This is a genomic window from Mangrovibacter sp. MFB070 (assembly GCF_000705335.1).
In the GTDB taxonomy this organism is placed as follows: Bacteria; Pseudomonadota; Gammaproteobacteria; order Enterobacterales; family Enterobacteriaceae; genus Mangrovibacter; species Mangrovibacter plantisponsor.
Genome location: NZ_JJMI01000025.1, coordinates 605,830 through 627,120 on the forward strand (window position 1 = coordinate 605,830; position 21,291 = coordinate 627,120).

20 protein-coding genes are annotated in these 21,291 nt (G+C 52.2%); 11 read left to right on the forward strand and 9 right to left on the reverse strand.

Annotated features, from left to right (window positions below):
* Window positions 1–2: 2 nt before the first annotated feature.
* From DT73_RS14975 to lpxC, 4 genes are all read left to right on the forward strand, one after another.
* Window positions 3–614, forward strand: a complete 612-nt coding sequence (locus DT73_RS14975; protein ID WP_036110539.1) for a DUF2291 family protein — start codon at window positions 3–5, stop codon at window positions 612–614.
* Window positions 611–2,137, forward strand: a complete 1,527-nt coding sequence (locus tag DT73_RS14980) for a sugar ABC transporter ATP-binding protein (protein WP_036110541.1) — start codon at window positions 611–613, stop codon at window positions 2,135–2,137. The genes DT73_RS14975 and DT73_RS14980 overlap by 4 nt, the downstream gene beginning before the upstream one ends.
* A gap of 1 nt (window position 2,138) precedes the next feature.
* A complete protein-coding gene (locus tag DT73_RS14985) occupies window positions 2,139–3,230 on the forward strand; it encodes an ABC transporter permease (protein WP_036110544.1) in 1,092 nt (363 codons plus the stop codon).
* Between the two features lie 371 nt (window positions 3,231–3,601).
* Entirely contained in the window at window positions 3,602–4,558 is a 957-nt protein-coding gene (lpxC, locus tag DT73_RS14990; protein ID WP_051691415.1) for a UDP-3-O-acyl-N-acetylglucosamine deacetylase, read from the forward strand.
* A gap of 54 nt (window positions 4,559–4,612) precedes the next feature.
* On the opposite strand, the gene DT73_RS14995 is transcribed toward lpxC, so the two are convergent.
* On the reverse strand, window positions 4,613–5,479 hold the full coding sequence (locus DT73_RS14995) for an NAD(P)-dependent oxidoreductase (protein WP_036110545.1): 867 nt from the start codon (window positions 5,477–5,479) through the stop codon (window positions 4,613–4,615).
* Window positions 5,480–6,287: 808 nt separating this feature from the next.
* On the opposite strand from DT73_RS14995, the gene DT73_RS15000 reads away from it, so the two are divergent.
* The 4 genes from DT73_RS15000 to DT73_RS15015 all read left to right on the forward strand — a co-directional run bounded on the left by DT73_RS15000 (window position 6,288) and on the right by DT73_RS15015 (window position 10,543).
* Window positions 6,288–7,943, forward strand: coding sequence for a methyl-accepting chemotaxis protein (locus tag DT73_RS15000; protein WP_036110547.1), 1,656 nt, complete (start codon window positions 6,288–6,290; stop codon window positions 7,941–7,943).
* 201 nt (window positions 7,944–8,144) lie between these two features.
* On the forward strand, window positions 8,145–8,603 hold the full coding sequence (locus tag DT73_RS15005; protein WP_036110550.1) for a MarR family winged helix-turn-helix transcriptional regulator: 459 nt from the start codon (window positions 8,145–8,147) through the stop codon (window positions 8,601–8,603).
* 47 nt (window positions 8,604–8,650) lie between these two features.
* The gene (locus DT73_RS15010; RefSeq protein ID WP_036110554.1) at window positions 8,651–9,892 is read left to right on the forward strand and encodes an MFS transporter; all 1,242 of its coding nucleotides are present in this window, start codon (window positions 8,651–8,653) and stop codon (window positions 9,890–9,892) included.
* A gap of 102 nt (window positions 9,893–9,994) precedes the next feature.
* A complete protein-coding gene (locus DT73_RS15015; protein WP_160173972.1) occupies window positions 9,995–10,543 on the forward strand; it encodes a GNAT family N-acetyltransferase in 549 nt (182 codons plus the stop codon).
* Here the strand turns inward: DT73_RS15015 and DT73_RS15020 are convergent.
* The 4 genes from DT73_RS15020 to speB (DT73_RS15035) are packed head-to-tail and all read right to left on the reverse strand — an operon-like array spanning window position 10,512 to window position 14,854.
* Window positions 10,512–12,047 carry an amino acid ABC transporter permease/ATP-binding protein gene (locus DT73_RS15020; protein ID WP_036110557.1) on the reverse strand — a complete coding sequence of 512 codons (1,536 nt, stop codon included), beginning with the start codon at window positions 12,045–12,047 and terminating at the stop codon, window positions 10,512–10,514. The genes DT73_RS15015 and DT73_RS15020 overlap by 32 nt on opposite strands.
* Window positions 12,048–12,084: 37 nt before the next feature.
* Window positions 12,085–12,909 (reverse strand): ABC transporter substrate-binding protein, encoded by an 825-nt coding sequence (locus tag DT73_RS15025; protein WP_036110568.1) that lies wholly within the window; start codon window positions 12,907–12,909, stop codon window positions 12,085–12,087.
* Window positions 12,906–13,892 (reverse strand): agmatinase, encoded by a 987-nt coding sequence (gene speB / locus DT73_RS15030; RefSeq protein ID WP_036110571.1) that lies wholly within the window; start codon window positions 13,890–13,892, stop codon window positions 12,906–12,908. Before speB (DT73_RS15030) ends, DT73_RS15025 begins: the two co-directional genes overlap by 4 nt.
* Entirely contained in the window at window positions 13,889–14,854 is a 966-nt protein-coding gene (speB, locus tag DT73_RS15035; protein ID WP_036110574.1) for an agmatinase, read from the reverse strand. The genes speB (DT73_RS15030) and speB (DT73_RS15035) overlap by 4 nt, the downstream gene beginning before the upstream one ends.
* Before the next feature lie 155 nt (window positions 14,855–15,009).
* Between speB (DT73_RS15035) and DT73_RS15040 the strand changes: the two genes are divergently transcribed.
* Window positions 15,010–15,918 carry a LysR family transcriptional regulator gene (locus DT73_RS15040; RefSeq protein ID WP_036110577.1) on the forward strand — a complete coding sequence of 303 codons (909 nt, stop codon included), beginning with the start codon at window positions 15,010–15,012 and terminating at the stop codon, window positions 15,916–15,918.
* Window positions 15,919–15,948: 30 nt separating this feature from the next.
* Here the strand turns inward: DT73_RS15040 and gap are convergent, their stop codons facing one another.
* From gap to cfa, 3 genes are all read right to left on the reverse strand, one after another.
* Entirely contained in the window at window positions 15,949–16,959 is a 1,011-nt protein-coding gene (gap, locus tag DT73_RS15045) for a type I glyceraldehyde-3-phosphate dehydrogenase (protein WP_036110580.1), read from the reverse strand.
* A gap of 65 nt (window positions 16,960–17,024) precedes the next feature.
* Complete coding sequence (locus DT73_RS15050; RefSeq protein WP_036110582.1) at window positions 17,025–18,020, reverse strand: GlxA family transcriptional regulator; 996 nt, start codon at window positions 18,018–18,020, stop codon at window positions 17,025–17,027.
* 93 nt (window positions 18,021–18,113) lie between these two features.
* Window positions 18,114–19,265: a cyclopropane fatty acyl phospholipid synthase gene (gene cfa, locus DT73_RS15055; RefSeq protein ID WP_036110584.1), complete on the reverse strand. Its 1,152-nt coding sequence runs from the start codon at window positions 19,263–19,265 to the stop codon at window positions 18,114–18,116.
* A gap of 113 nt (window positions 19,266–19,378) precedes the next feature.
* Between cfa and DT73_RS15060 the strand changes: the two genes are divergently transcribed.
* Entirely contained in the window at window positions 19,379–20,167 is a 789-nt protein-coding gene (locus DT73_RS15060) for a helix-turn-helix domain-containing protein (RefSeq protein WP_084172290.1), read from the forward strand.
* Here the strand turns inward: DT73_RS15060 and DT73_RS15065 are convergent.
* Entirely contained in the window at window positions 20,161–20,520 is a 360-nt protein-coding gene (locus DT73_RS15065; protein WP_036110587.1) for a hypothetical protein, read from the reverse strand. The two genes, DT73_RS15060 and DT73_RS15065, sit on opposite strands and share 7 nt — an antisense overlap.
* 346 nt (window positions 20,521–20,866) lie before the next feature.
* Here DT73_RS15065 and gspS point away from each other — a divergent pair, with 346 nt between their 5' ends.
* Complete coding sequence (gene gspS, locus DT73_RS15070) at window positions 20,867–21,283, forward strand: type II secretion system pilot lipoprotein GspS (protein WP_084172291.1); 417 nt, start codon at window positions 20,867–20,869, stop codon at window positions 21,281–21,283.
* Window positions 21,284–21,291: the final 8 nt, after the last annotated feature.

Here is a 21,291-nt window from a genome sequence, read left to right on the forward strand (position 1 = left end):
TTATGTCACTCAAACGATGGGGAAATGTGCTGGCAGCCTGCGCAATCCTGTTACTGACAGCCTGTGATGTAGTGAAACTGGATGCCAATGGGAACCCCATGTTGCCAAAAGCCGCAGACAGTGCGCCTGGGTATGACAACATGACTCCCCAGCAAATTGCTCAGCAAACCTGGCAAAGCCGTGTAGTGCAGGCGGCACAGGACAAGGCTCTGGATACACCGGCATTCATCTCCAGTTTGTCTGCTTCGCCGGGCAGCAAGCAGAGTTATTTCTTGCGGGTGACAGGACCGGTAACTGGTGAAGACACCCAGAATGAGCGGGAGAAGAAGATAACCATTATGGTCGATGCTAAGCCTCTTCTGGTGCAAATTGGCCCGGTTATTCGCGGTAACACTATCCGTGATGCGGCAGGGTTCCAGTTTGAGGATTTCACAAATCAGGTGCAGTTCGCTCAGCTTTCCAAAGCCTATAACCGTGAAGCCGCAAGCCACTTACCGCAGGTAGATACGGCATGGATGGGGAAACAGGTTAGCGCATTGCTGGCTGTGACCATTGCTCAGGGTAAAGTCACGGACGCAGTGGCGCTCAGCTTAACTGAAGAGGCCGCGCAATGAACGCATTACACCAGGATGACATCATTTTACGCACCCGGGGTATCTCCCGGGTTTTCCCTGGCACTATTGCCCTGGATAACGTCAATTACAACGTCTGGCGCGGTAAGGTCAATGTGATTATTGGCGAAAATGGTGCCGGGAAATCAACACTGATGAAGATCCTTGCCGGGGTTCAGCCACCCAGTGCCGGGGAAATATTTCTCAACAACGAACCGGTTCACTTCGCCAACACCCGGGATGCCGCCGCCAAAGGTATTGGTATGGTTCACCAGGAGCTGAACCTGTTTGAAAACCTGACAGTGGCGGAAAACATTTTTCTCGGCCGCGAACACCAGTCCGGGCTGACCCCTATCCGGGAAGCAGAACAGGAGGAGATTGCTCAGCAATTACTTGCGCGCCTTGATCAGCCTATTTCACCGCGCGAACTGGTCGGGAACCTGAAAGTTGGCCAGCAGCAACTGGTGGAAATTGCCAAGGCACTGGCAGAAAACGCGGATATTTTGATTCTGGATGAACCCACCTCGGCGTTGAGCAAAACAGAAGTCAGTATTTTGTTCCGGGTTATCCGTGAACTGACGCGCCAGGGCGTTTCCATCATCTATATTTCCCACCGCCTTGAAGAGCTGATGGCGATTGGCGATGTCATTACGATTCTGCGCGATGGAAAATTTCAGGCGGAAGCGAAAGTTTGCGACATCGACGTACCATGGATTGTGCGCGAAATGCTGGGAAGTGAGCCTGTATCACGCTTTTTGCCGGAAGAAAGAACCTTTGGCGCGCCGGTGCTTGAAGCGGAGCATATTACCTGCGTCAATTCTCTGGGCCATAAAGTGGTGGATGACGTCAGTCTGTCGATTAAGGCCGGGGAAATTGTCGGTATTTATGGCCTGATGGGCGCAGGAAGAACAGAGTTGTTCGAATGCCTGCTGGGCGCTGAGCGCACTTACCATGGCAGGCTCTGGCTGGACAGTAAACCCGTCCCCCAGCGGCTCAGTACCGCAGAGCGTATTCGAATGGGAATGAGCATGGTGCCTGAAGACCGGAAACGAACCGGTATTTTCCCGGTGTCATCGGTAGCAACGAACCTGACTATAGCCAGCCTGTGGCGTCGCCTGCAAAAACACTTCGCCATTGCCACTAAAGAAGAAGCCGCGGTGGTTGCCAGTACCATTGGCAATTTATCCATTAAAGTTTCTTCTCCGGAAGTAGAAATACAGGCACTGAGCGGAGGAAACCAGCAAAAAGTGGTGATTGGCCGTGCCTTGCTGACCAACCCCAAAGTGCTGTTACTGGATGAACCCACACGCGGGATTGATATTGGTGCCAAAGCCGATGTCTTTCGCATGATGGTCAACTTATCTGAACAGGGTATCGCGGTTATCTTCTCAACCTCTGATCTGAAAGAAATCATGTCTGTGTCAGACCGTATTCTTGTTATGTCCGGTGGCAAGCTTACTGCCAACATTCCCCGCAATCAGGCTGAAGAAGCAGCTCTGGTTAGCGCAAGTGCTCAGGGGTTCTGAAATGAAAACAACATCTTCCGAAACATTAGCCACACCAACACTTTCACCTTCCCGCTCCCGTGAAGGGTTACTGTTACTGGCACTGAAACTGCGCACGTTTATTGCGTTGTTTTTAATTGTCGGCTTTTTTACGTTAACCGTACCTGGCTTTCTGGCAACCGGCAGCCTGGTCATTATGATTAAGCATATTGCTATCAATGCGTTTCTGGCTCTGGGGATTACCTTTGTCATCATCACGGCGGGCATTGACCTTTCCATTGGTGCCACTCTCGGTTTGTGCGGAATGATAGCTGGCTGGCTGATAACCAAAGGTATCGTTCTGCCAATGTTTGGCATTGCTATCTTTCCCAGTGTCTGGGTCATCGTCCCTGTTGTCTTACTGATTGGTGCATTTATTGGCGCAATTAATGGCTGGATAATCACCCGCTATAATGTCGCGCCTTTTATTTGCACGCTGGGCACTATGTATGTGCTGCGTGGTGCGGCTATGCTGACCTCGGGTGGGCAAACCTTCCCGGGGCTGGAAGGCAACCCGTTGCTGGGCAACACAGGGTTTGACGAAATCGGCTCTGGCACATTACTGGGTATTCCGTGGGCCATCTGGATAATGATTGTTCTTGCCATCGCCATTGCTTACGTGGCCCGCCGCCTGCCCTTTGGCCGCCATGTCTATGCTATTGGCGATAATGAACGCGCAGCCGAGCTCTCTGGTGTTAAAGTCCGCCAGGTAAAAGTGTGGGTGTATACCTTATCGGGTTTTTGTGCAGCCATCGCCGGGATTGTGGTCTCCGCCCAATTACTGGCCAGCCACCCAGCAAACGGGACAGCGTTTGAAATGAATGCCATTGCCGCAGTGGTACTCGGGGGGACATCGCTGGCAGGTGGGCGAGGTACCATTCTGGGTACGTTAATTGGCGCGTTTGTTATTGGTTTTCTCGCTGATGGCCTGGTAATGATGGGCGTCAGCGAGTTCTGGCAAATGGTGATTAAAGGCCTGGTCATTATTATTGCGGTCATTATCGACCAGATGCAAAACCGTATGCAGCAAAAAGCCGCGGTGGTTGCCCAGCAGGCGGTAATAAAAGCCCCCTGATTCAGTCGGCGCGATGACCAAACCGGTGTTGGGAAAAATAAGCGGTGTGGCTGTGAAGCTCAGCTTCAGCCTGCACTGCTTATTTTTTACCCGCCACAGTCTGTTAGCCATTGATTGCTGTTTGAAAACCACCCACACACAGCCATTCCTTGTGCTGCACCCGGCGTAAAACCATAAAGTACCCGGCGCGAAAAAAGTGGCATAATCTACACGCTCACTGCAAATTTCCCTCATAATCATGGCCTATTCTTAATGCTCCGGCGGGTAACCCTGTACAGGCCTGGTGGTTATTGTGCTCCACCGAAAAAGTGATGTTCCCAGGGATATCCTTAATTGCGTATAATGACGTTTTCGTGCATTGCCAAACTGCCATGTTAAAACAAAAAACAATTAGCCAGCATATTGAAACCACTGGGATTGGTCTGCACAGTGGGAAAAAAGTGCATATGAAACTCTCTCCGGCACCAGTTAACACAGGTGTTGTGTTTCGCCGTGTCGATCTTTCCCCTGCCGAAGAGATCCCGTTACGCGCACATCGGATTAAAGATGCCGTTCTCGCTACCAATTTATTCAATGATAACGGTGTACGCATTTCGACTATCGAACACCTCTCTTCCGCCATTGCCGGGTTAGGTATTGATAACCTGTATGTCGAACTGGATGCCGCCGAGGTGCCGATTATGGACGGGAGCTCCAACCCGTTCGTGTACCTGCTGCTCCAGGCCGGTGTTCAGGACCAGCAGGAAGCAAAATCCTTCCTGAAAATTACTAAACCTGTGCGAGTAACAGATGGCGACAAATGGGCCATGCTGGAACCTGGCACCGGTTTTAGCCTGGATTTCACCATTGAGTTTAACCACCCGGCCATTGCTGCCGATACCTGCCAGTTTGCATTACAACTGACTCCGGAACGTTATGTGGCTGAACTGTCACGGGCACGTACCTTTGGTTTTATCAAAGATATTGAATACTTGCAGAAACAGGGGTTGAGCCTGGGAGCAAGCCTGGACAACGCCATTGGTCTGGATGAATTCAAGGTAGTAAACCCGGATGGCCTGCGTTACCCGAACGAGCTGGTGCGCCATAAAATGCTGGATGCGGTGGGCGACCTGTTTGCCGGTGGGCACAACCTGCTGGGCCATTTCAGCGCGTATAAATCAGGCCATGCACTGAATAATGCGTTGATTTGTGCAGTACTGGATACCGCCAATGCCTGGACACTGATTACCAGTGAAGACCCGGGGGTTAATGGGCAAGAAAATTACCGTGCTGTGCCAGCAGTTACGCGCTCCAGTTTCCCGTCTTTGGCATTCCGTACGCACAATTGATATTCACCAGCCGGGCCGGTGGCACTGGTGTGCCACCAGGTTAATGCGCCTTGCTTATTTCACGAATAAACGCACCACGCCGCTCATATCCTCTTCACCCAGGCCTTGCGCCATGGCTTCACGGAACGCATCACGCGCCCCACTGATTGCGGGCATTGCCGGGGCTTGTTCATCGGCCGAGCGCAACATGTAATCCAGGTCTTTTTCTATCAGTTCCACCGGGAACAACGGGGCAAACTGCTGGGCCAGCATAGACTGGGCGACCCGGCCAGCCATTGGGCTCCAGGAAGCCGTGCCTGCAACAGCATCCAGCACGCGGGCAACATCCACCCCTTCACGAATCAGAATAGCGATAGTTTCCGCCAGCGCGGCAACCTGCACCCCCATCAGCGTGTTGGTCGCCAGCTTACTCATTGCCGCCGCACCGTGGCTCCCGACATAAAATACATCGGACCCCATTTGTAATAATAAAGAACGGACATGATCGACATAGCCTTCATAGCCGCCCACAAAATAGATAAGGCTGGCATTATCGGCCTGGGGGCGTGAACCGGAAACCGGGGCTTCAAGAAACGGGCGGTCGCGGGAAGACATTATCTGTGCCAGTTCACGCACCCAGGCCACAGTCAGCGTGCTACTTTCAATAGCGATAGCACTGGCAGGCATACCCGCAAGTGCGCCCCATTCGGGGTTAAGCCACACTTCCCGGGAAGCGTCATCATCACGCAATACCGAAATTATCACACCAGCCTGTTCAACGGCTTCTCGTGGCGTAAAAGCCTGGCAGGCCCCGGCATCAACTAAAGGTGCTGCGGTTTCCGGGGTGCGGTTCCACACCGTTACATCATGCCCGGCTTTCAGTAAGTTCATTGCCATACGGCTACCCATTGCCCCGGTGCCAAGAAATGTCACTTTCGCCATGATGGTTACCTTCTCAAGATTCAATACGCGGCGGTGACTGGTACGGGAGGGAACCGCCGGGAAATGCCGGTTTGCCTGTTTACAACCAGGCTCGCCCCGCGCCGGCTAAATGGGCTCAGGTATCTGACGCTTTCTCTGTGCAGGTTGCAAGCAAGAAATACCTTAAGGGAGATAAATTAGCAGAAATCGCAGTAAGCGTATCCCGGCTACGGTCAAGTTAGTGCTATTTTTCACCCCCATGTGAATACCCTCCCCCCCTGCCCATGAGAAATATCTCCAGGCTGTGGTTATATTAATTATTCCGGTATTATTTATTTGCGTTAAGTAAAAAATAAACCACAATAAAAATACCAGTATTAATACAATTATAAAAAGAACAGCACGCATACACTGAAGTATTAACAGGATACCTCTGGAGGGGTACACGCCATTACTTATAACAGATCAGATCAAAGCAATCCCATTAATTTTATTAGTAATTATTTAAAAAATAAGCGAAGAAAACGTGATCAATACATTTAAATGCTACAAATAAATTAAGACTATTTTAAGTAATCCAGGGTATATTAATCACCATGCAGCAAGGAGTACCAAACACACTTTATTGTTGTATTTAGTGACCTTTGACATATTTAATTGCGACTGAATTTTATTACCAAAACCTGTGTCTGGCTTAATAGTAAACTACTCTGCGTAACACACATGACAGGATATTTTTGAAATTGAATTTCAAATAACGCAAAGCCAGTCTCATGTTGGCCATTTATTTTCCACTGTGGATAACCACACTGATTATCCGGAGCCAATTATGCAGATCTTAAAAGATATTACCGTCAGAAAAATGTTGTTGATTATCCTTGCCGTGTTCACCTTAATTTGGGGTGTGGCAACCACGTTAACCCTGAAAAACTTTACTGATGTAAGCCACTTACTGGAACAGAACTCGGTACAAAAACACACTTATGCCATGCTGGTTAAAGGCAATGACCAGTACTTCCGTACCATGACGCGTATGTTACGCGCGGTAGACTTCCGCCAGTCTGGCGATGAGGCAAATGCAGAGAAAACCTTTGTTTCCGCAGGTAAGGCACTGAAAATCAGCCAGGATATGCTGGCACAGTTTCGCCAGAGCCAGCACCCGGGTATAGATGACGCTCTGGTACAGCAGATGGTTAATGACTGGGAAACCCTGCTTAATACTATCGCCCCTATGTTGCAAAATGCCCAGGCGAATAATATGGACAGTTTCCGCCAGACATTTCGCCACGTATACCCACCATTGAGTGTGCAGTTTGGCGCTACTGCTGAAAAATACACCCAGGCCATTCAGTCAGGTGGCATGGTTCAGCAAGCTCAGGACCACATTACCAATAACCGCTTTATTCTGCTGGCTGCCCTGGTGGCGGGGATTATCACACTGTTTCTCACTGACCGTTACCTGGTCGCTTACCTGGTGCGCCCTGTTGGCATCATCAAACGGCACCTGGAACGTTTAACTGCAGGCCAGTTGCAACATAATATTGATGACTTTGGCCGCAACTGCGCCGGGCAACTGATTCCCTACATTCGCAGTATGCAAGACAGCCTGCGCGATACGGTTACCGTAATCCGCGACAGCTCTGGAACCATTTACACCAGCACCAGCCAGATCCGCAAAGGTAACGAAGAACTCTCTGGCCGTACCGACCAGCAGGCAGCGGCGCTGCAACAGACTGCCGCCAGTATGGAAGAACTGACTTCCACCGTGAAAAACAACGCGGAAAACGTACACCAGGCACGCCAGTTAACCGATGAAGCCCAGGGGATTGCCCAAAAAGGCGGTGAAATCACCAATACTGTGGTGAAAACCATGGCAGGGATTTCCGAAAGTTCGCAAAAAATCGCTGATATCACCAGTGTGATTAACAGCATCTCGTTCCAGACCAATATTCTGGCACTGAATGCGGCTGTTGAAGCAGCCAGAGCAGGTGAACAAGGGCGTGGTTTTGCCGTCGTCGCCAGCGAAGTGCGCTCTCTGGCCCAGCGCAGTGCGCAGGCTGCAAAAGAGATTGAAGGCTTAATCAGTGAATCTGTCAGCCGGGTTACCGCCGGTGCAGGCCAGGTACAGGAAGCGGGTAAAGCGATGGAAACCATCATTGCTTCTGTCAGCCGGGTTCGCGAATTGATGGGCGAAATCTCCGTCGCCTCTGATGAACAGTCTCGCGGTATCGACCAAATTGGCCAGGCGATGAACGCGATGGATAGCGTCACCCAACAGAACGCTGCCCAGGTTCAGCAGGCTGCCACCAGTGCCGCTGCGCTGGAGATGGAAGCAGAACATCTGACTGGTGCGATTGCGGTGTTTGACCTTGGCAGCAGCTATACCGCCAAAACGAATTCTGAAGTGAGAAAGCCGGCGCTAAAACCGACCCAGGGCGTGAAGGCGATTACCGCCAACACCGGGGAAAACTGGGAAACATTCTAATAATAACAAGTCAATAACGCAGAGCTTTGCCGGGAAAATCACAGGTTTCCCGGCCTTTTTACATTATCACGCCCAAAACCGCATGAGGCATTCCGTGCGGTTTTGTTTTTTTATACAGGTAAACTCTTCAGTTTAGCTGTACAGTTTAGCTGTAGATAATTTGAAGTATGAAGAACACAACTAACTGACAGTGAAATACACATGAATACACCCATCCCTTCAGAACAAAGCGCCATGCTGGCCCAGTCTCTGCAAACGGCAATGCGCAAACTCCGCCGCCGCTTACGCCAGCAATCCACTTTGAGCGAGCTTTCTGCTTCACAACTGGCCGTACTGCATCACCTGGAAAACGAGGGAGCAGAAACCGTTTCTGCGCTGGCCCGTTCTGAAGGTATCCGACCACAATCAATGGCAGCCATTGTTAACAGCCTGATGGCAGCCGGTTTCATCACCGGCAGCCCGGACCCAAATGACGGGCGCCAGACATTACTTTCGCTGACTGATGCCTGGTATGAGTGGGTGATGCCGCGCCGGGCACTGCGTAAGGACTGGTTAACCCGTTCGATTTCAGCGTCTCTCAGTGCGGATGAACAAGAAACGCTTTCCCAGGCCATCAGCCTGATTAACCGGCTGACCGATGATGCCAGTGACGGAAAATAATCAACCGGCCTTCTTCCCCAGAAACTGATTGCTAAGTACAGGTCGCTATGTCAGTCACCACGATTTTTCGTTCATTTCGCAATACCAATTACCGTATTTGGGCCTGCGGTGCCTTTGTGTCAAATATTGGCACCTGGGTGCAGCGTGTGGCGCAGGACTGGATAGTCTTAACGCAACTGACAGACCATAATGCTTCGGCTGTTGGCGTCGTTATGGCATTGCAGTTTGCCCCACCGCTATTGTTCCTGCCGTGGACCGGTTTTGCAGCGGATTACTTTAACCAGCGGAAATTGTTGCTGACCACCCAGGCGATTATGGGCATCCTGGCGCTGGGGCTTGGTGTGCTGACCATTACTGGCCTGGTTCAGTTGTGGCATGTTTATGTCTTCGCGTTTTTATTTGGTACAGCCAACGCGTTCGATGCCCCGGCAAGGCAAACCTTTGTTGCTGAACTGGTTGGCGATAACGATTTACCCAATGCAGTAGCACTCAACTCTACCTCGTTTAATTCGGCGCGGATGATTGGCCCCGCCGTTTCCGGGCTGGTGATTGCCGCGGTAGGCACCGGTTGGGCGTTTGCGCTGAACGGGCTGTCGTTTATCGCTGTGCTGATTTCACTGCTGTTTCTGCAGGCAGATAAGCTCTACCCCCAGGTGCGGGCAGCACGCAAGAAAGGCAGTTTTGTTGAGGGGTTGCGCTATGTAAAAGGCCGGCCAGATCTGAAAGCCATTCTGCTGATGCTGTTTTTTATTGGCACATTCGGCCTTAACTTTCCGATTTATATTTCGACAATGGCCGTCAGTGTATTTCATACCGATGCCCGTGGTTTTGGTTTGCTCTCTTCGGTTATGGCGTGTGGCACTCTGCTGGGTGCTCTGATGTGCGCCGGGCGCGAAAGACCGCGCTTTACCACCTTAATTCTGGGAGCCGGTTTCTTTGGCGCAGGTTGCATCCTGGCGGCTGTAGCTCCGGGGTACTGGTGGTTTGCGGCGATGCTGGGCATAACCGGGGTTGCCTCGCTGACCTTTATGAATACCTCGAATAGTCTGGTACAACTTACCACTGAATCCAGCATGCGTGGGAGGGTGATGGCACTGCGTATCTGTATTGCCATGGGCGGGACGCCGATCGGCGCGCCAATTGTGGGCTGGGTGGCGGACCACTATGGTGCGCGCAGTGCGATGGGAATCGGTGCGGCAGCCGGTATCATCGCCGCAGTCATTGGTATTGTGGTTTGGTTACGCCAGCACAGGGCGCAACTTTCCACCACAACTCACGATGTGCCCTAAAAAAACCGGGACACCACAACAACACAAGACCAACAACCGGGCAAACGTGGTATGGTGGCAGCGCTTTTTTTGCTTCCCATTACTCTGCCATGTGTAATTGCCATGATGAAAAATAAACTTACCACCACCAGGCTGGTACTGACGCCACTCAATGCCAATGACTGGCTATTTTACCTGGCGCTGCGCCAAAACCCGGACGTCATGAAATACATGGCGGAAATTGATAGTGAAGACGGTATTCGGCAAAGTTTTGAACGCCTGCTGAACCAGGAGCCTGGCTGCTATTTTATTATTCGTGAACAGCACAATCCTCAGGCAATGGGCGATATTGGCCTGAATATCAACAGGCTGGTGCCTGATACCGCGGCGGTGGGTTACAGCCTGTTGCCGGAAGCACGGGGCAAAGGTTATGCGTATGAAGCCCTGTCTGCGGTATGCCAGTTTGCTCTCAACCTGCCCGGCATAAAGAAAATCAGTGCGCTGGCACTCAAAGAGAACCTGGCTTCCATTCAGTTGCTGGAAAAGGCGGGGTTTCGCTGTGAAATAGTGACCAAACAGAGCTATTTACTGAATGGCCACTATTACGATGATTGTGAGTACCGCCTGTATGAAGAAGACTTCAGGCCACTTCAGCAGCATTCACACCCATAAACTGGCGAATGCGTTGTAAAGCGGGGTTGTTATCTCCGCAACGAATATGGGCCGGTGTGGCATCGGCCTGAATATTCCCCTGGTTCATCAGTACCACTCTGTCCGAAATTGCCAGGGCAAAATCCATTTCGTGAGTCACGATAACCATCGTCATGCCTTCCCGGGCAAGATCACTGATGACTTTCAGCACTTCACCCACGCGTTCCGGATCCAGTGCCGAAGTTGGTTCATCAAACAGCATGATATCCGGCGACAACGCCAGTGCTCTGGCAATTGCCACACGCTGTTGCTGCCCGCCTGATAACTGGTGTGGGTACTTATTCACATGTGCCAGCAAGCCTACTTTATCCAGCAACCACAGTGCCTGGGCACGGCGTACTGTTTCTTTTTCGGGTTGGTGGTGATAGCGCTGAGCCAGCATCACGTTCTGCAAAATGGTGTAGTGGGGAAACAGGTTAAACCCCTGAAAAACCATACCAATGCGGCGAATACCTTGCTGCTCCGCCTTGCGGTTACGGGCGTTACCAGGCTGAATAAACCCTTCACCGAATAACACCACCTCACCTTTATCCAGATTTTCCAGACCATTAATGGTGCGGATCAATGTGGTTTTTCCTGAACCAGACGGACCAATCACGCTGACCACTTCGCCGGGTGCCACCCGTAACTCGACACCTTTCAGTACTTCATGCTGGCCCCAGGCTTTATGGATATCCTTCATCAGCAGTGCATCAGGGCTGCCGTGCTGGGTTGCAGGCTGGCGCAATGCCAGAGGTTGAGCCTGCTCACGTAACGCGGCAAGCTGATCGTCTGCCAGGGTTTGTGGCGTTTTAGCCTGTACGTTTACCCGGCGCTCCACAAGCTGGAACAATACGCTGAAGACCGAGACTATCAACACGTAGTAAACCGCCACTGCCGCCAGGGTTTCCATCACCAGAAAGTTTTCAGCATATAACCGCTGGCCGGTCATCAGCAGTTCAGGCAATGAGATAACCGACACCAGAGAGGTTTGCTTCACAATGGTAATAAATTCATTGATAAGAGATGGCAGCGCAATGCGTAGTGCCTGTGGGATAACCACCAGGCGCTGAATGCCAACATAGCCAAACCCCAGAGCATGACCCGCTTCGTGCTGCCCTTTCGCCACCGAGAGTAACCCGCCACGGTGGATTTCCGCCATGTACGCGGTTTCCACCAGCACAGTTGCTATCAGGCCAGCCACAAAGGCGTTGCCCAAAATAGCGCCTGTGCCCGGGAACAGTTGCGGCAGGTTATAGACAAACACCACCAGCACCAGCAGGGGTACGCTGCGAAATAACCAGATATAGACCTGGCTGATACTTTTCAGCCAGGCCGGCCCGGACAGCCGGGCACTGGCCATCAGAAAGCCCAGTACCAGGCCTGCCAGCCAGGAGAGCACGCTTAATTCGACCACTGTGACACAGGCCTGCCAAAACGCATTCATCGAAAAAAGTGAAAAGAAATAGGCCCAGTTAAATGTCATATGCTGCTCTCTCCTGTCCGGTTAACACCACCTGCCATTAGCGGGCCTGGGTATCCGTAATGCCGTAACGGGCATATTTTTTCAGTAACGCGGTGTATTCCCCGTTCTGGCGCAGAGTTGCCAGGGCTTTAGTCAGGCTGGCTTTCAGCGCGTCATTGCCTTTTTTCACATAGATACCCAGAGTTTGCGGGTAAATGGTGTTGGGTGAGGTGATTTTCACCCGGCCATGGCTGCGTTCAGCAAACATGCTGACTGCACCGGCGATATCCACCTGGGCCTGAACATGTCCTGCCAGCAAGGCCTGCATGGTTTCTGGCGCGGTAGGGAATTCTTTCACCGTAATGGCGCCTTTACCGCTGGTTTTGCAGTAGCTGTCTGAAAGCTCACGCAGTTTTTTCACCCAGGAAGTGCCCTGCTGCAACCCGACAGTGACACCACACAGGTCTTTTTCTGTTTTTGGTTCAATGGTGCTGTCATTACGCACCATGATGTACGCGCCAGTGTCGGCGTAAGGAATGGCATCGGCCTGGGCTGTACGCTCTGGCGTGATATACAGTGCGGAAATGACTGTGTCATGGCGGTCGGCATTCAGCCCGAGGATCAGGCCACTGAATTTGGTATCTGCCAGTTGCAGTTTCAGCCCCATTTGCTGGCTGAGTAATTGTGCAAGCTCAGCATCGAACCCAACAATTTTATTGTCCTGCCAGGATTCAAACGGCGGGTAAGCGACTTCCACCCCCACTTTTAACACCCCCGGTTTCAATGTGCCATCGGCCGCACTGGCCGCTGAAGAAACCGAGCCCAGGCCCGCCATTAACGCCAGGGCCACACATACACCACGAAGAGAAACAGCCTGAGTCATCGCATTGCTCCTGTAGAAGTCATTCGCCGATGATGCGCATCGGCAAGCTGGCAAAGTAATTCAAACATCATGGTGGCACCGGTCATGCTGGTCAGGTTGCCCTGATCAAAAGGCGGTGCCACTTCCACAACATCAGCGCCCACTAAGTTCAACCCCTGCAACAGGCGCACACCCTGCTGTGCCTGAAGCGTGGTCATTCCACCGATTTCTGGTGTTCCGGTACCGGGTGCATAGACCGGGTCCAGCACGTCAATATCGAAACTGATATAGGTCGGTTCCATCCCGACAATGGCTCTGGCACGCTCCATTACAGTGTGCATACCTTCTTGCGCCACTTGTTCCATGGGAATAATGGTGATGCCATTGGCGCGGGCCCAGTCGTGGTCATGTTCACTGAACAGCGCGCCGCGAATACCAATCTGCACTGTGCGTTTGGGATCAAGCACGCCCTCTTCCACCGCACGGCGAAACGGCGTGCCATGGGTGAAGCGTTCACCACCAAAATAGGTATCGTTGGTATCGGAATGCGCATCAAAATGGATCATACCCACTGGCTGTTCCCGCCCCAGCGCCCGCAGAATGGGCAATGTAGTCAGGTGATCGCCGCCTGCTGTCAGCGGCATAACCTGCTGCTGATACAGAGTGCGGTAATAGTTTTCGATCCGCGCCAGGCTGTCCTGCACATCGACCGGGTTAACCTGCACATCGCCCAGGTCACCAACTCTTGCCAGAGAGTAAGGCGACTGATAAGTCACCGGATGAACCCGGCGCACCAGGCTTGAGGCATTACGTAACTCACGTGGCCCATGGCGGGTTCCCGCCCGGTTGGTGGTACCGCCATCCCAGGGCACGCCCACCACACCAATATCCAGCGATGCAATTTGTGCGCCAAATGGCAGGCGAAAAAAGGTGGGCAGCCCGCTGTAACGTGGAATGTCACCACTTTGGGGCTGCGGGTAATCCGTTGAAGTTAAAGTATTCACAGACGTGTTTCTCCTTGATAACGCACACCAGGCAACACACACAGCATTTCGTACAGCAAGTTGGCGCCAAGTTGTGCAGTCATACCGCTAATATCGTAAGGGGGAGAGACTTCGACCAGGTCGCAGCCAATCAGGTTTAACCCCCGGCAACCACGAACAATTTCCAGTGCCTGAATGGCGCTGAGCCCACCAACTTCCGGAGTGCCTGTGCCAGGTGCCCAGGCCGGGTCGATGCTGTCTATATCGTAAGAGAGGTACACCGGGCCCGCGCCCATCAGTTGGCGAACTTCCGCCATCAGGGGTGACAGGCTTTTATGCCAGCACTGCTCAACCGGAATCAGCCGGAACCCCTGGTCTACCCCCCACTGGAAATCACCACTGGCATAACCCTGGGCACGTTGCCCGATTTGCACAACACGCTGGCAATCCAGCAAGCCCTCTTCTACCGCCCGGCGGAAAGTGGTGCCGTGAGCGATTTTCTCGCCGAACATGTCGTCATTGGTGTCGGTATGGGCGTCAACATGAATCAGCCCCACCGGGCCGTGTTTTTTCGCCAGTGCGCGCAGAATGGGCAGCGTTAACGTGTGGTCACCGCCCAGAGTGAGAGGGATAAGCGGCCAGTCATTAAGCCGGGTATAAAAATCTTCAATGATGTCGACAGATTTCAGCAGGCTGTAGGTGTTAATCGGCACATCGCCAATATCGCCAACCTGCAAAGAATCAAAAGGAGCCGCTCCGGTCGCCATGTTGTACGGGCGAATCATCACGGATTCATTGCGGATGTTACGTGGCCCGTAGCGGGTTCCGGCACGTTGTGAAGTACCCACGTCCAGAGGGATCCCGACAAACGCAGCATCCAGGCCAGCAGGGCTGTCGCAGAAAGGCAGGCGTAGCATGGTGCCGCGCCCGGCAAAGCGTGGCATTTCATTGCCACCCTGTGGTTGGTTATACACTTTCTCCATGAGCACTTTCTCCTGGTTAGCGAAGCAGGCAACCCTGCCCCCGGTGTGTCTGGAAATAGTGCATCAGGGCGAAAGGATGAAAAAATAGCAAAAAGCAAAAAATTAGTTTAGAAAAAGGAAAACTAATTGATGGAATAAAACAGAGGTAATCGCTTATGGCTGCTGGGAAATTCCCCAATCTCAGGCTGGTGCATATTTTTGTTACGGTGGCCAAACACCAGGGGTTTGCCAATGCTCAGGGTGAGCTGAATTTAACCGTATCGGCTATCAGTAATTACATGAGTGAGCTGGAAGAAAAGCTGGGTTTTGTGCTGTGCCGCCGGGGGCGAGGCGGGTTTGCGCTGACAACCAAAGGTGAAGCCTTTTTACAGCAGAGTATGACGTTACTGAACACACTGGAAAATTTTGACCGCTACACAGCGTCACTGCGCGGAGAACAAAGTGGCACTCTGAACCTGGGCATTATTGACTCCACGATTACCGACCCAATGCTTCCTGCCAGTAAAGCCATTGCCCAGTTCAGTGAACTGTTTCCCCTGGTTCACCTTAACCTGCAAATCAAAAACCCGAATGCGCTGTTACACGGCATTCTGAATAATGAACTCGATATCGCTGTTGGCACCTTTTCGCTGCAAGGCAACAGCGTGGTGTCACACCCGCTGTACCGTGAACAACACTGGCTGTATTGCAGTGATCAGCATGAATTATTTACGGTGCGCCACCCAACAGTGGCGCATATTTCCCAGATGCGTATGGTCACACGCAGTTACTGGAGCGCGGCAGATTTGGGCAAAAAAGGGTTTAAACAGAGCCTTGCCAGCGTGGAAAGTATGGAAGCACAGCTGATGCTGATCCTCTCGGGAAAATACATTGGGTATTTACCAGAACATTACGCACTGAACTGGGTAAAGCAGCAACGGTTGCGGGCACTGTTACCCACCGATTATGGTTACCAGGCTCCTTTTTCCCTGATTTTCCGCCGCGGGCGCAGTAAAGAGATATTGATACGAACTCTGCGTGATTTGCTAAGAAATTCCGCGAAAAATAGCAAATCCCGGCGCTGAATGCACCGGGAAAAAGTAAGGATAAACCCGTTATAACCCAAGGCGCGCCATCATCAGTGCCAGGTCTACCAGGCGGTTTGAAAAGCCCCATTCGTTGTCATACCAGGCAAGGACTTTCACCATGCGCCCACCAATAACCAGGGTAGACAGCCCGTCGATAATGGAAGAGCGCGGGTCGCCCTGGTAATCGCTGGACACCAGCGGTTCATCACTGTAACCAAGGATCCCTTTCAGCGGGCCTTCACTGGCGGCTGCACGGAAAGCGGCATTCACTTCCTCTACGGTGACATCCCGTTTCAGGTTGACACTTAAATCGACAATTGAGACCACAGGCACCGGCACCCGCAAAGAGTACCCGGTAAGCCGGCCATCAAGCTCTGGGATAACCTTGCCAATTGCTTTTGCCGCGCCACTGGAATACGGCACGATAGACAACGCAGCGGCACGGGCACCACGCAAATCTTTTTCCGGCTGGTCGTGCAGTGCCTGGCTGTTGGTATAAGCGTGGGTAGTGTTCATCATGCCGTATTCAATACCAAACGCCTGGTTCAGTACCTGCACGGCGGGAGCCAGCCCATTGGTCGTGCAGCTACCGTTACTGACCACAAGATGCTTTTCAGGGTTATACAGGGTATCGTTTACCCCCAGCACGATGGTGATGTCATCGTTTTTTCCTGGTGCCGAGATAATCACACGTTTAGCGCCGCCGTGGGTGATATGCACTTCTGCCTTGCTTTTTTCGGTAAAAAAGCCAGTGGCTTCAATGACTATGTCCACATCCAGCGAATGCCAGGGGATCTCTGCCGGGTCGCGGTGGGCAAAAACCCGAATAGGTTTTCCACCCACCAACAAGTTATCACCTTCAGATTCCACGCTGACCGGAAATTTCCCCATCAGGGAATCGTATTTAAGTAAATGCGCCAGCGTGGCACTGTCGGTCAGGTCGTTAATTGCGACGACGTTGAAATCATCCTGGCCAAGAGCTGCGCGCAGTACATTGCGGCCAATACGCCCAAATCCGTTAATGCCTACCTTAACCATAAACACCTCCTCAGTCAGTTTCTGTTAACTACTGTACTGAGTACGGCGACTGGCGAATATGACATTTAACGATCAATTTCAGCCATCGTGCTGGCATAAAAGCGTTCGCGGTAAGTTGTGGGGGCAACCTGTAAATGGCGTTCAAAAACGCGGCGCAAGTTGATTCCTGAACCAAAACCAGTCTGTAATGCGATTTGCTCAATTCCTTCGCGCGTGCGTTCCAGGCACTCACGGGCAGCATCCAGCCGGACATGCTCAACATATTTTGCCGGGCTGGTGCCCGTTTCCCGTAAAAATACCCGGTTAAAGTTACGCGGGCTCATTGCCAGGGATTCCGCCAGCTTTTCCACAGACAAGTTTTCAGCCAGGTTGCCCTGAATCCAGTCCTGTAAATCGCGAATGGGCCCGGGCTTTGCGGCTCTGGCTGGCAAGTAGCGGCTGAACTGGCTTTGCCCACCCGGGCGGCGCAGGTACATCACCATATCCTGCGCCACTTCTCGGGCAATGGCATGCCCCATGTCCGCTTCCACCAGCGCCAGAGTGAGATCAAAGCCAGAGCTGACACCGGCTGATGTCCATACCGGGCCGTCCTGAACATATATTGGCCCGCGCTCAACAGTAATATCCGGCCAGGTTTGCGCCATATAATCCAGCAGCCGCCAGTGTGTCGTGGCCCGACGCCCGTTCAACACACCCGCCATCGCCAGGAGTAACGCACCACCACACACAGAAGCGATACGTTGTGTATACGGTGCCGCCATGCGTAACCAGCTGGCGACTGCATCGTCTTCCTCTGCATCCACACCACGCCCGGTGACCATTATCGTGCCGCGTGATTCCCGGGGATCCAGCTCTGTCAGCCGGGCATCAGCCAGCAATGTCAGCCCGGAACGGCCATGCACTGCTTTATGCATTTGGGTAGTGGCAATGGTGACCTGGTATGGCGCTTGCGCCAGGCCACTACAGGCACTACGTTCGTTGGCCTGCATCAGGATGTCGGTTACCCCGACAGATTCAAATAACATGCCCCCATCGGGAACAATAATTAGCACTGAGTTCATTGGCAGCCAGGGCGTTGTGGTAAATGAATTTGTCACTAATTATAGTCAGTAAACAAATTCAGACAACGCCCTGCAACTGCTGGGCGTACCGAATTAACGCGGTACGCGCAACCCACCTTCAGTGCCGTGAGTGAACACCACCTGCCATAACTGGATGTCACGGGAGCGGAAGGCGCCGGCACAGGCATTAAGGTAATAGGTGAACATCCGTTTAAAACGTGGGGAGTAGTTGCTGGCAATCTCCGGCCAGGCAGCGAGGAAACGCTGGTACCAGGCCATGAGCGTTTTGTCATAATCCGGGCCAAAGTTATGCCAGTCCTCCATCACAAAATGGGGTTCGCTGGCATCGGCTATTTGGCGCACAGATGGCAGGCAGCCGTTGGGAAAGATGTATTTATTAATCCACGGGTCAACATTCATATCCGTTTTATTGGAACCAATAGAATGCAATAAGAATAACCCGTCAGGTTTGAGATTACGGGCCACAACAGAGAAATAAGTGGCATAGTTTTTCGGGCCAACATGTTCAAACATCCCAACCGAAACAATGCGGTCGAATTGTTCGTTCAGGTCGCGGTAATCCTGAAGCAGGATAGTCACGTCCAGGCCGGCACAGCGCTGTTGCGCCAGTGCCTGTTGTTCACGGGAAATGGTGACCCCGTACACGGACACGCCATATTCCCGGGCAAGAAATTCAGCCAGCCCGCCCCAGCCGCAGCCAATATCCAGCACTTTCATTCCCGGGCGCAGTTGCAGTTTTTCACCAATCAGGCGCAGTTTCGCCTGCTGGGCGCTGGCAAGATCAGTCGCTGTTTTCCAGTACCCGCAGGAATATTGCATAAAGGGATCGAGCATGCGGGTAAACAGATCATTTCCCAGATCATAGTGTTCTTTGCCCACAATCCACGCCCGTTTGCGTGACTGGAGATTGACTGTCCGCGCCCATAAAATACGTAACACATCTTTCAGATGGTGAGGGATTTTAGTGTCCAGCCCGGCGTTAAGAATACGGGTAAAGAAGAGGTCAAGGCGTTCGCACTCCCACCAGCCATCCATATAACTTTCCCCCAGGCCAAGGGATCCTTGTTGCAATATACGCTTAAATACATTGGGGTTTTTTACCTGAATATCCGCAGCACCCGAGCCATTAATTGTGATACCGGCTTCATCAAGTAGTGTTTCGGCAATACGCCACCAGGCATCATGTTGCGTGGAAGACTCCACCGCGATAGAGGTATGACTCATTCTGGTTTCCTGCAGAAGTTTGAAAGGTTATTCGTCTGATTATTTTATGGAATTCCCCCATGGCAGGTATTACCATACAAAGACAATTTATATCGAAAACAGGACAACCTGCGATGCCACGCCCTGCCAGAGTTGAAGACGCAGCTGCTACCCGTGTGGCAGAAATCACCCACCTGCCCCGGCCGGTGTATTTCCGCAGTTACCCAATACCCAACAACCACTACGTTGCTCAGCACCAGCATGAGTTTGTTGAGTTTCTTTATGCGCGCAAAGGTGGAATGCGGGTTGAGGTGGATGGCAGGGCACTGTTTGTGCCGGTATTTCATGGTATCTGGATCCCACAAAATACGCCGCACCAGGTGCAGGCCAGCGGTGATACCCAGCTGGAAAGCCTGTATATCTCACCGGGAAAAATCACACTGAATCACGCCAGTTGCCATGTAGTGGTGGTGAGCCATTTTGTGCGGGAATTTATTCACCATGCGACAACTCATGTTCCGGCGCATTATGAAGAAACCGGGCCAAATGGCATGCTGGTTACGGTATTACTCCACTTACTGGAACAATTACCTGATGCAGGTTTCTCGCTTGCCTGGCCTGCTTCCCCGGCAATTATGCAGGTGTGCCGGGCTATTCAGGCTGAACCCGGGCACGCCCATACTATTGATGAATGGGCTGCTCACTGTGGCATGTCTGTTCGCACTTTTTCCCGGCGCTTCAAAAAAGAAACCGGTATTACATTCAGTGAATGGAAACAGAAAATGCGCTTGCTGGATGCCGTTATTTTACTGAAAAATAACCACAGTGTGACTCAAGTGGCACTGGATTTAGGCTATGCCAGCGTCGCGTCCTTTACTTATGCTTTTCGCCAAATGTTTGGCGTGCCGCCTTCGCGTTACTGAAGATCTGCCCACTTTTTATGCCAGGCAGCAACAAAAGCTTTTGAACGCCCGGTCATGCTCTGTACCTCAGGTGCACTGTATCCCTGGTTGAAATAGGCCATCACAAGCTTGCGGTCATCCACCAGTTGCTGGTGCCGTTGCGCTGCCTGCAACGCTTTCTCCATTCCCTGGCGGCGTTTTTCATCTGCTGAGATTTGCGGCTCACCTATCATATGCCAGGCGCGTTTACGGGCGGAATCGGGGGTTTCAGGAGAAGTGGCGATATCACGCAGTAAACGTGCAGCACGGCGGTGCATACCCGCAGCCAGCAGGCTTTCAGCACGGGTAAACAGCTGGTCAATTGAGTCGTACATCAGGGAGTCTCCACAACTGTTGCCAAATCTGCGTGTGACGGCAGATAAAAGTAAAGCAACGAACGAAAACGGCACAGACCGGTGCAATTACCCGGCTACGCCATGGAAAACGAACAGTTGTTTGATTATCCATCAAAATACGTTGTCCGTTATTACGTTCCTAAGACAGATGTTATTGAATAACGGACAATGTCATCCTGCATTACAGTAATACCCTGCAGATTGGCCAGGAAAACGCCCCTGCACCACGTCAACAGGCGGCATTTGCCCTGCATTTAAGGTATGATAACGGCACCATGCGGCACTGGAGCCGCAGGTTAAAAGTGGTATTTAACCCGGTTTGCGGATGGCAAACTGGCAACAACGCGAAGGAACGACAATGCGCTTTTCTCACCTTTCTTCCGCCATAGTCATGGCATGTGGTCTGGCTTTAACTGGCTGCCAGACATCTACCCAGGCAATGCCTGAACAGGCAGCTAACCCGCAGGTAATGGAACAGGTATCGCAACTGGCCTCTCTGGTTGCTGGTGCACAATACCTGCGCACGCATTGTGGGCAAACAGCCGTGCCGGATAACAACACGTTGTACTCCAGAGCCACCAGCCTTGCCCGGCAACGCAACTGGAATACGCATGCTGCTGAGTTTCGCCAACTCCCCACACTGACTACGCTGCGTTACCACCAGCTAGTGGAAGACACAGAGCCTGATGCCAGTAAATGCACCCGGCTGAGCGGTGTGTTATCTCGCTTTGTCAGCCCGTAACGACCGGG

What these genes read in the sequence shown, in the direction of transcription:
- DT73_RS14975 (WP_036110539.1), top strand. Translation starts at nt 3, where the DNA reads ATGTCACTCAAACGATGGGGAAATGTGCTGGCAGCCTGCGCAATCCTG.
- DT73_RS14980 (WP_036110541.1), top strand. Translation starts at nt 611, where the DNA reads ATGAACGCATTACACCAGGATGACATCATTTTACGCACCCGGGGTATC.
- DT73_RS14985 (WP_036110544.1), top strand. Translation starts at nt 2,139, where the DNA reads ATGAAAACAACATCTTCCGAAACATTAGCCACACCAACACTTTCACCT.
- lpxC (WP_051691415.1), top strand. Translation starts at nt 3,602, where the DNA reads ATGTTAAAACAAAAAACAATTAGCCAGCATATTGAAACCACTGGGATT.
- DT73_RS14995 (WP_036110545.1), bottom strand. Translation starts at nt 5,479, where the DNA reads ATGGCGAAAGTGACATTTCTTGGCACCGGGGCAATGGGTAGCCGTATG.
- DT73_RS15000 (WP_036110547.1), top strand. Translation starts at nt 6,288, where the DNA reads ATGCAGATCTTAAAAGATATTACCGTCAGAAAAATGTTGTTGATTATC.
- DT73_RS15005 (WP_036110550.1), top strand. Translation starts at nt 8,145, where the DNA reads ATGAATACACCCATCCCTTCAGAACAAAGCGCCATGCTGGCCCAGTCT.
- DT73_RS15010 (WP_036110554.1), top strand. Translation starts at nt 8,651, where the DNA reads ATGTCAGTCACCACGATTTTTCGTTCATTTCGCAATACCAATTACCGT.
- DT73_RS15015 (WP_160173972.1), top strand. Translation starts at nt 9,995, where the DNA reads ATGATGAAAAATAAACTTACCACCACCAGGCTGGTACTGACGCCACTC.
- DT73_RS15020 (WP_036110557.1), bottom strand. Translation starts at nt 12,047, where the DNA reads ATGACATTTAACTGGGCCTATTTCTTTTCACTTTTTTCGATGAATGCG.
- DT73_RS15025 (WP_036110568.1), bottom strand. Translation starts at nt 12,909, where the DNA reads ATGACTCAGGCTGTTTCTCTTCGTGGTGTATGTGTGGCCCTGGCGTTA.
- speB (WP_036110574.1), bottom strand. Translation starts at nt 14,854, where the DNA reads ATGGAGAAAGTGTATAACCAACCACAGGGTGGCAATGAAATGCCACGC.
- DT73_RS15040 (WP_036110577.1), top strand. Translation starts at nt 15,010, where the DNA reads ATGGCTGCTGGGAAATTCCCCAATCTCAGGCTGGTGCATATTTTTGTT.
- gap (WP_036110580.1), bottom strand. Translation starts at nt 16,959, where the DNA reads ATGGTTAAGGTAGGCATTAACGGATTTGGGCGTATTGGCCGCAATGTA.
- DT73_RS15050 (WP_036110582.1), bottom strand. Translation starts at nt 18,020, where the DNA reads ATGAACTCAGTGCTAATTATTGTTCCCGATGGGGGCATGTTATTTGAA.
- cfa (WP_036110584.1), bottom strand. Translation starts at nt 19,265, where the DNA reads ATGAGTCATACCTCTATCGCGGTGGAGTCTTCCACGCAACATGATGCC.
- DT73_RS15060 (WP_084172290.1), top strand. Translation starts at nt 19,379, where the DNA reads ATGCCACGCCCTGCCAGAGTTGAAGACGCAGCTGCTACCCGTGTGGCA.
- DT73_RS15065 (WP_036110587.1), bottom strand. Translation starts at nt 20,520, where the DNA reads ATGTACGACTCAATTGACCAGCTGTTTACCCGTGCTGAAAGCCTGCTG.
- gspS (WP_084172291.1), top strand. Translation starts at nt 20,867, where the DNA reads ATGGCAAACTGGCAACAACGCGAAGGAACGACAATGCGCTTTTCTCAC.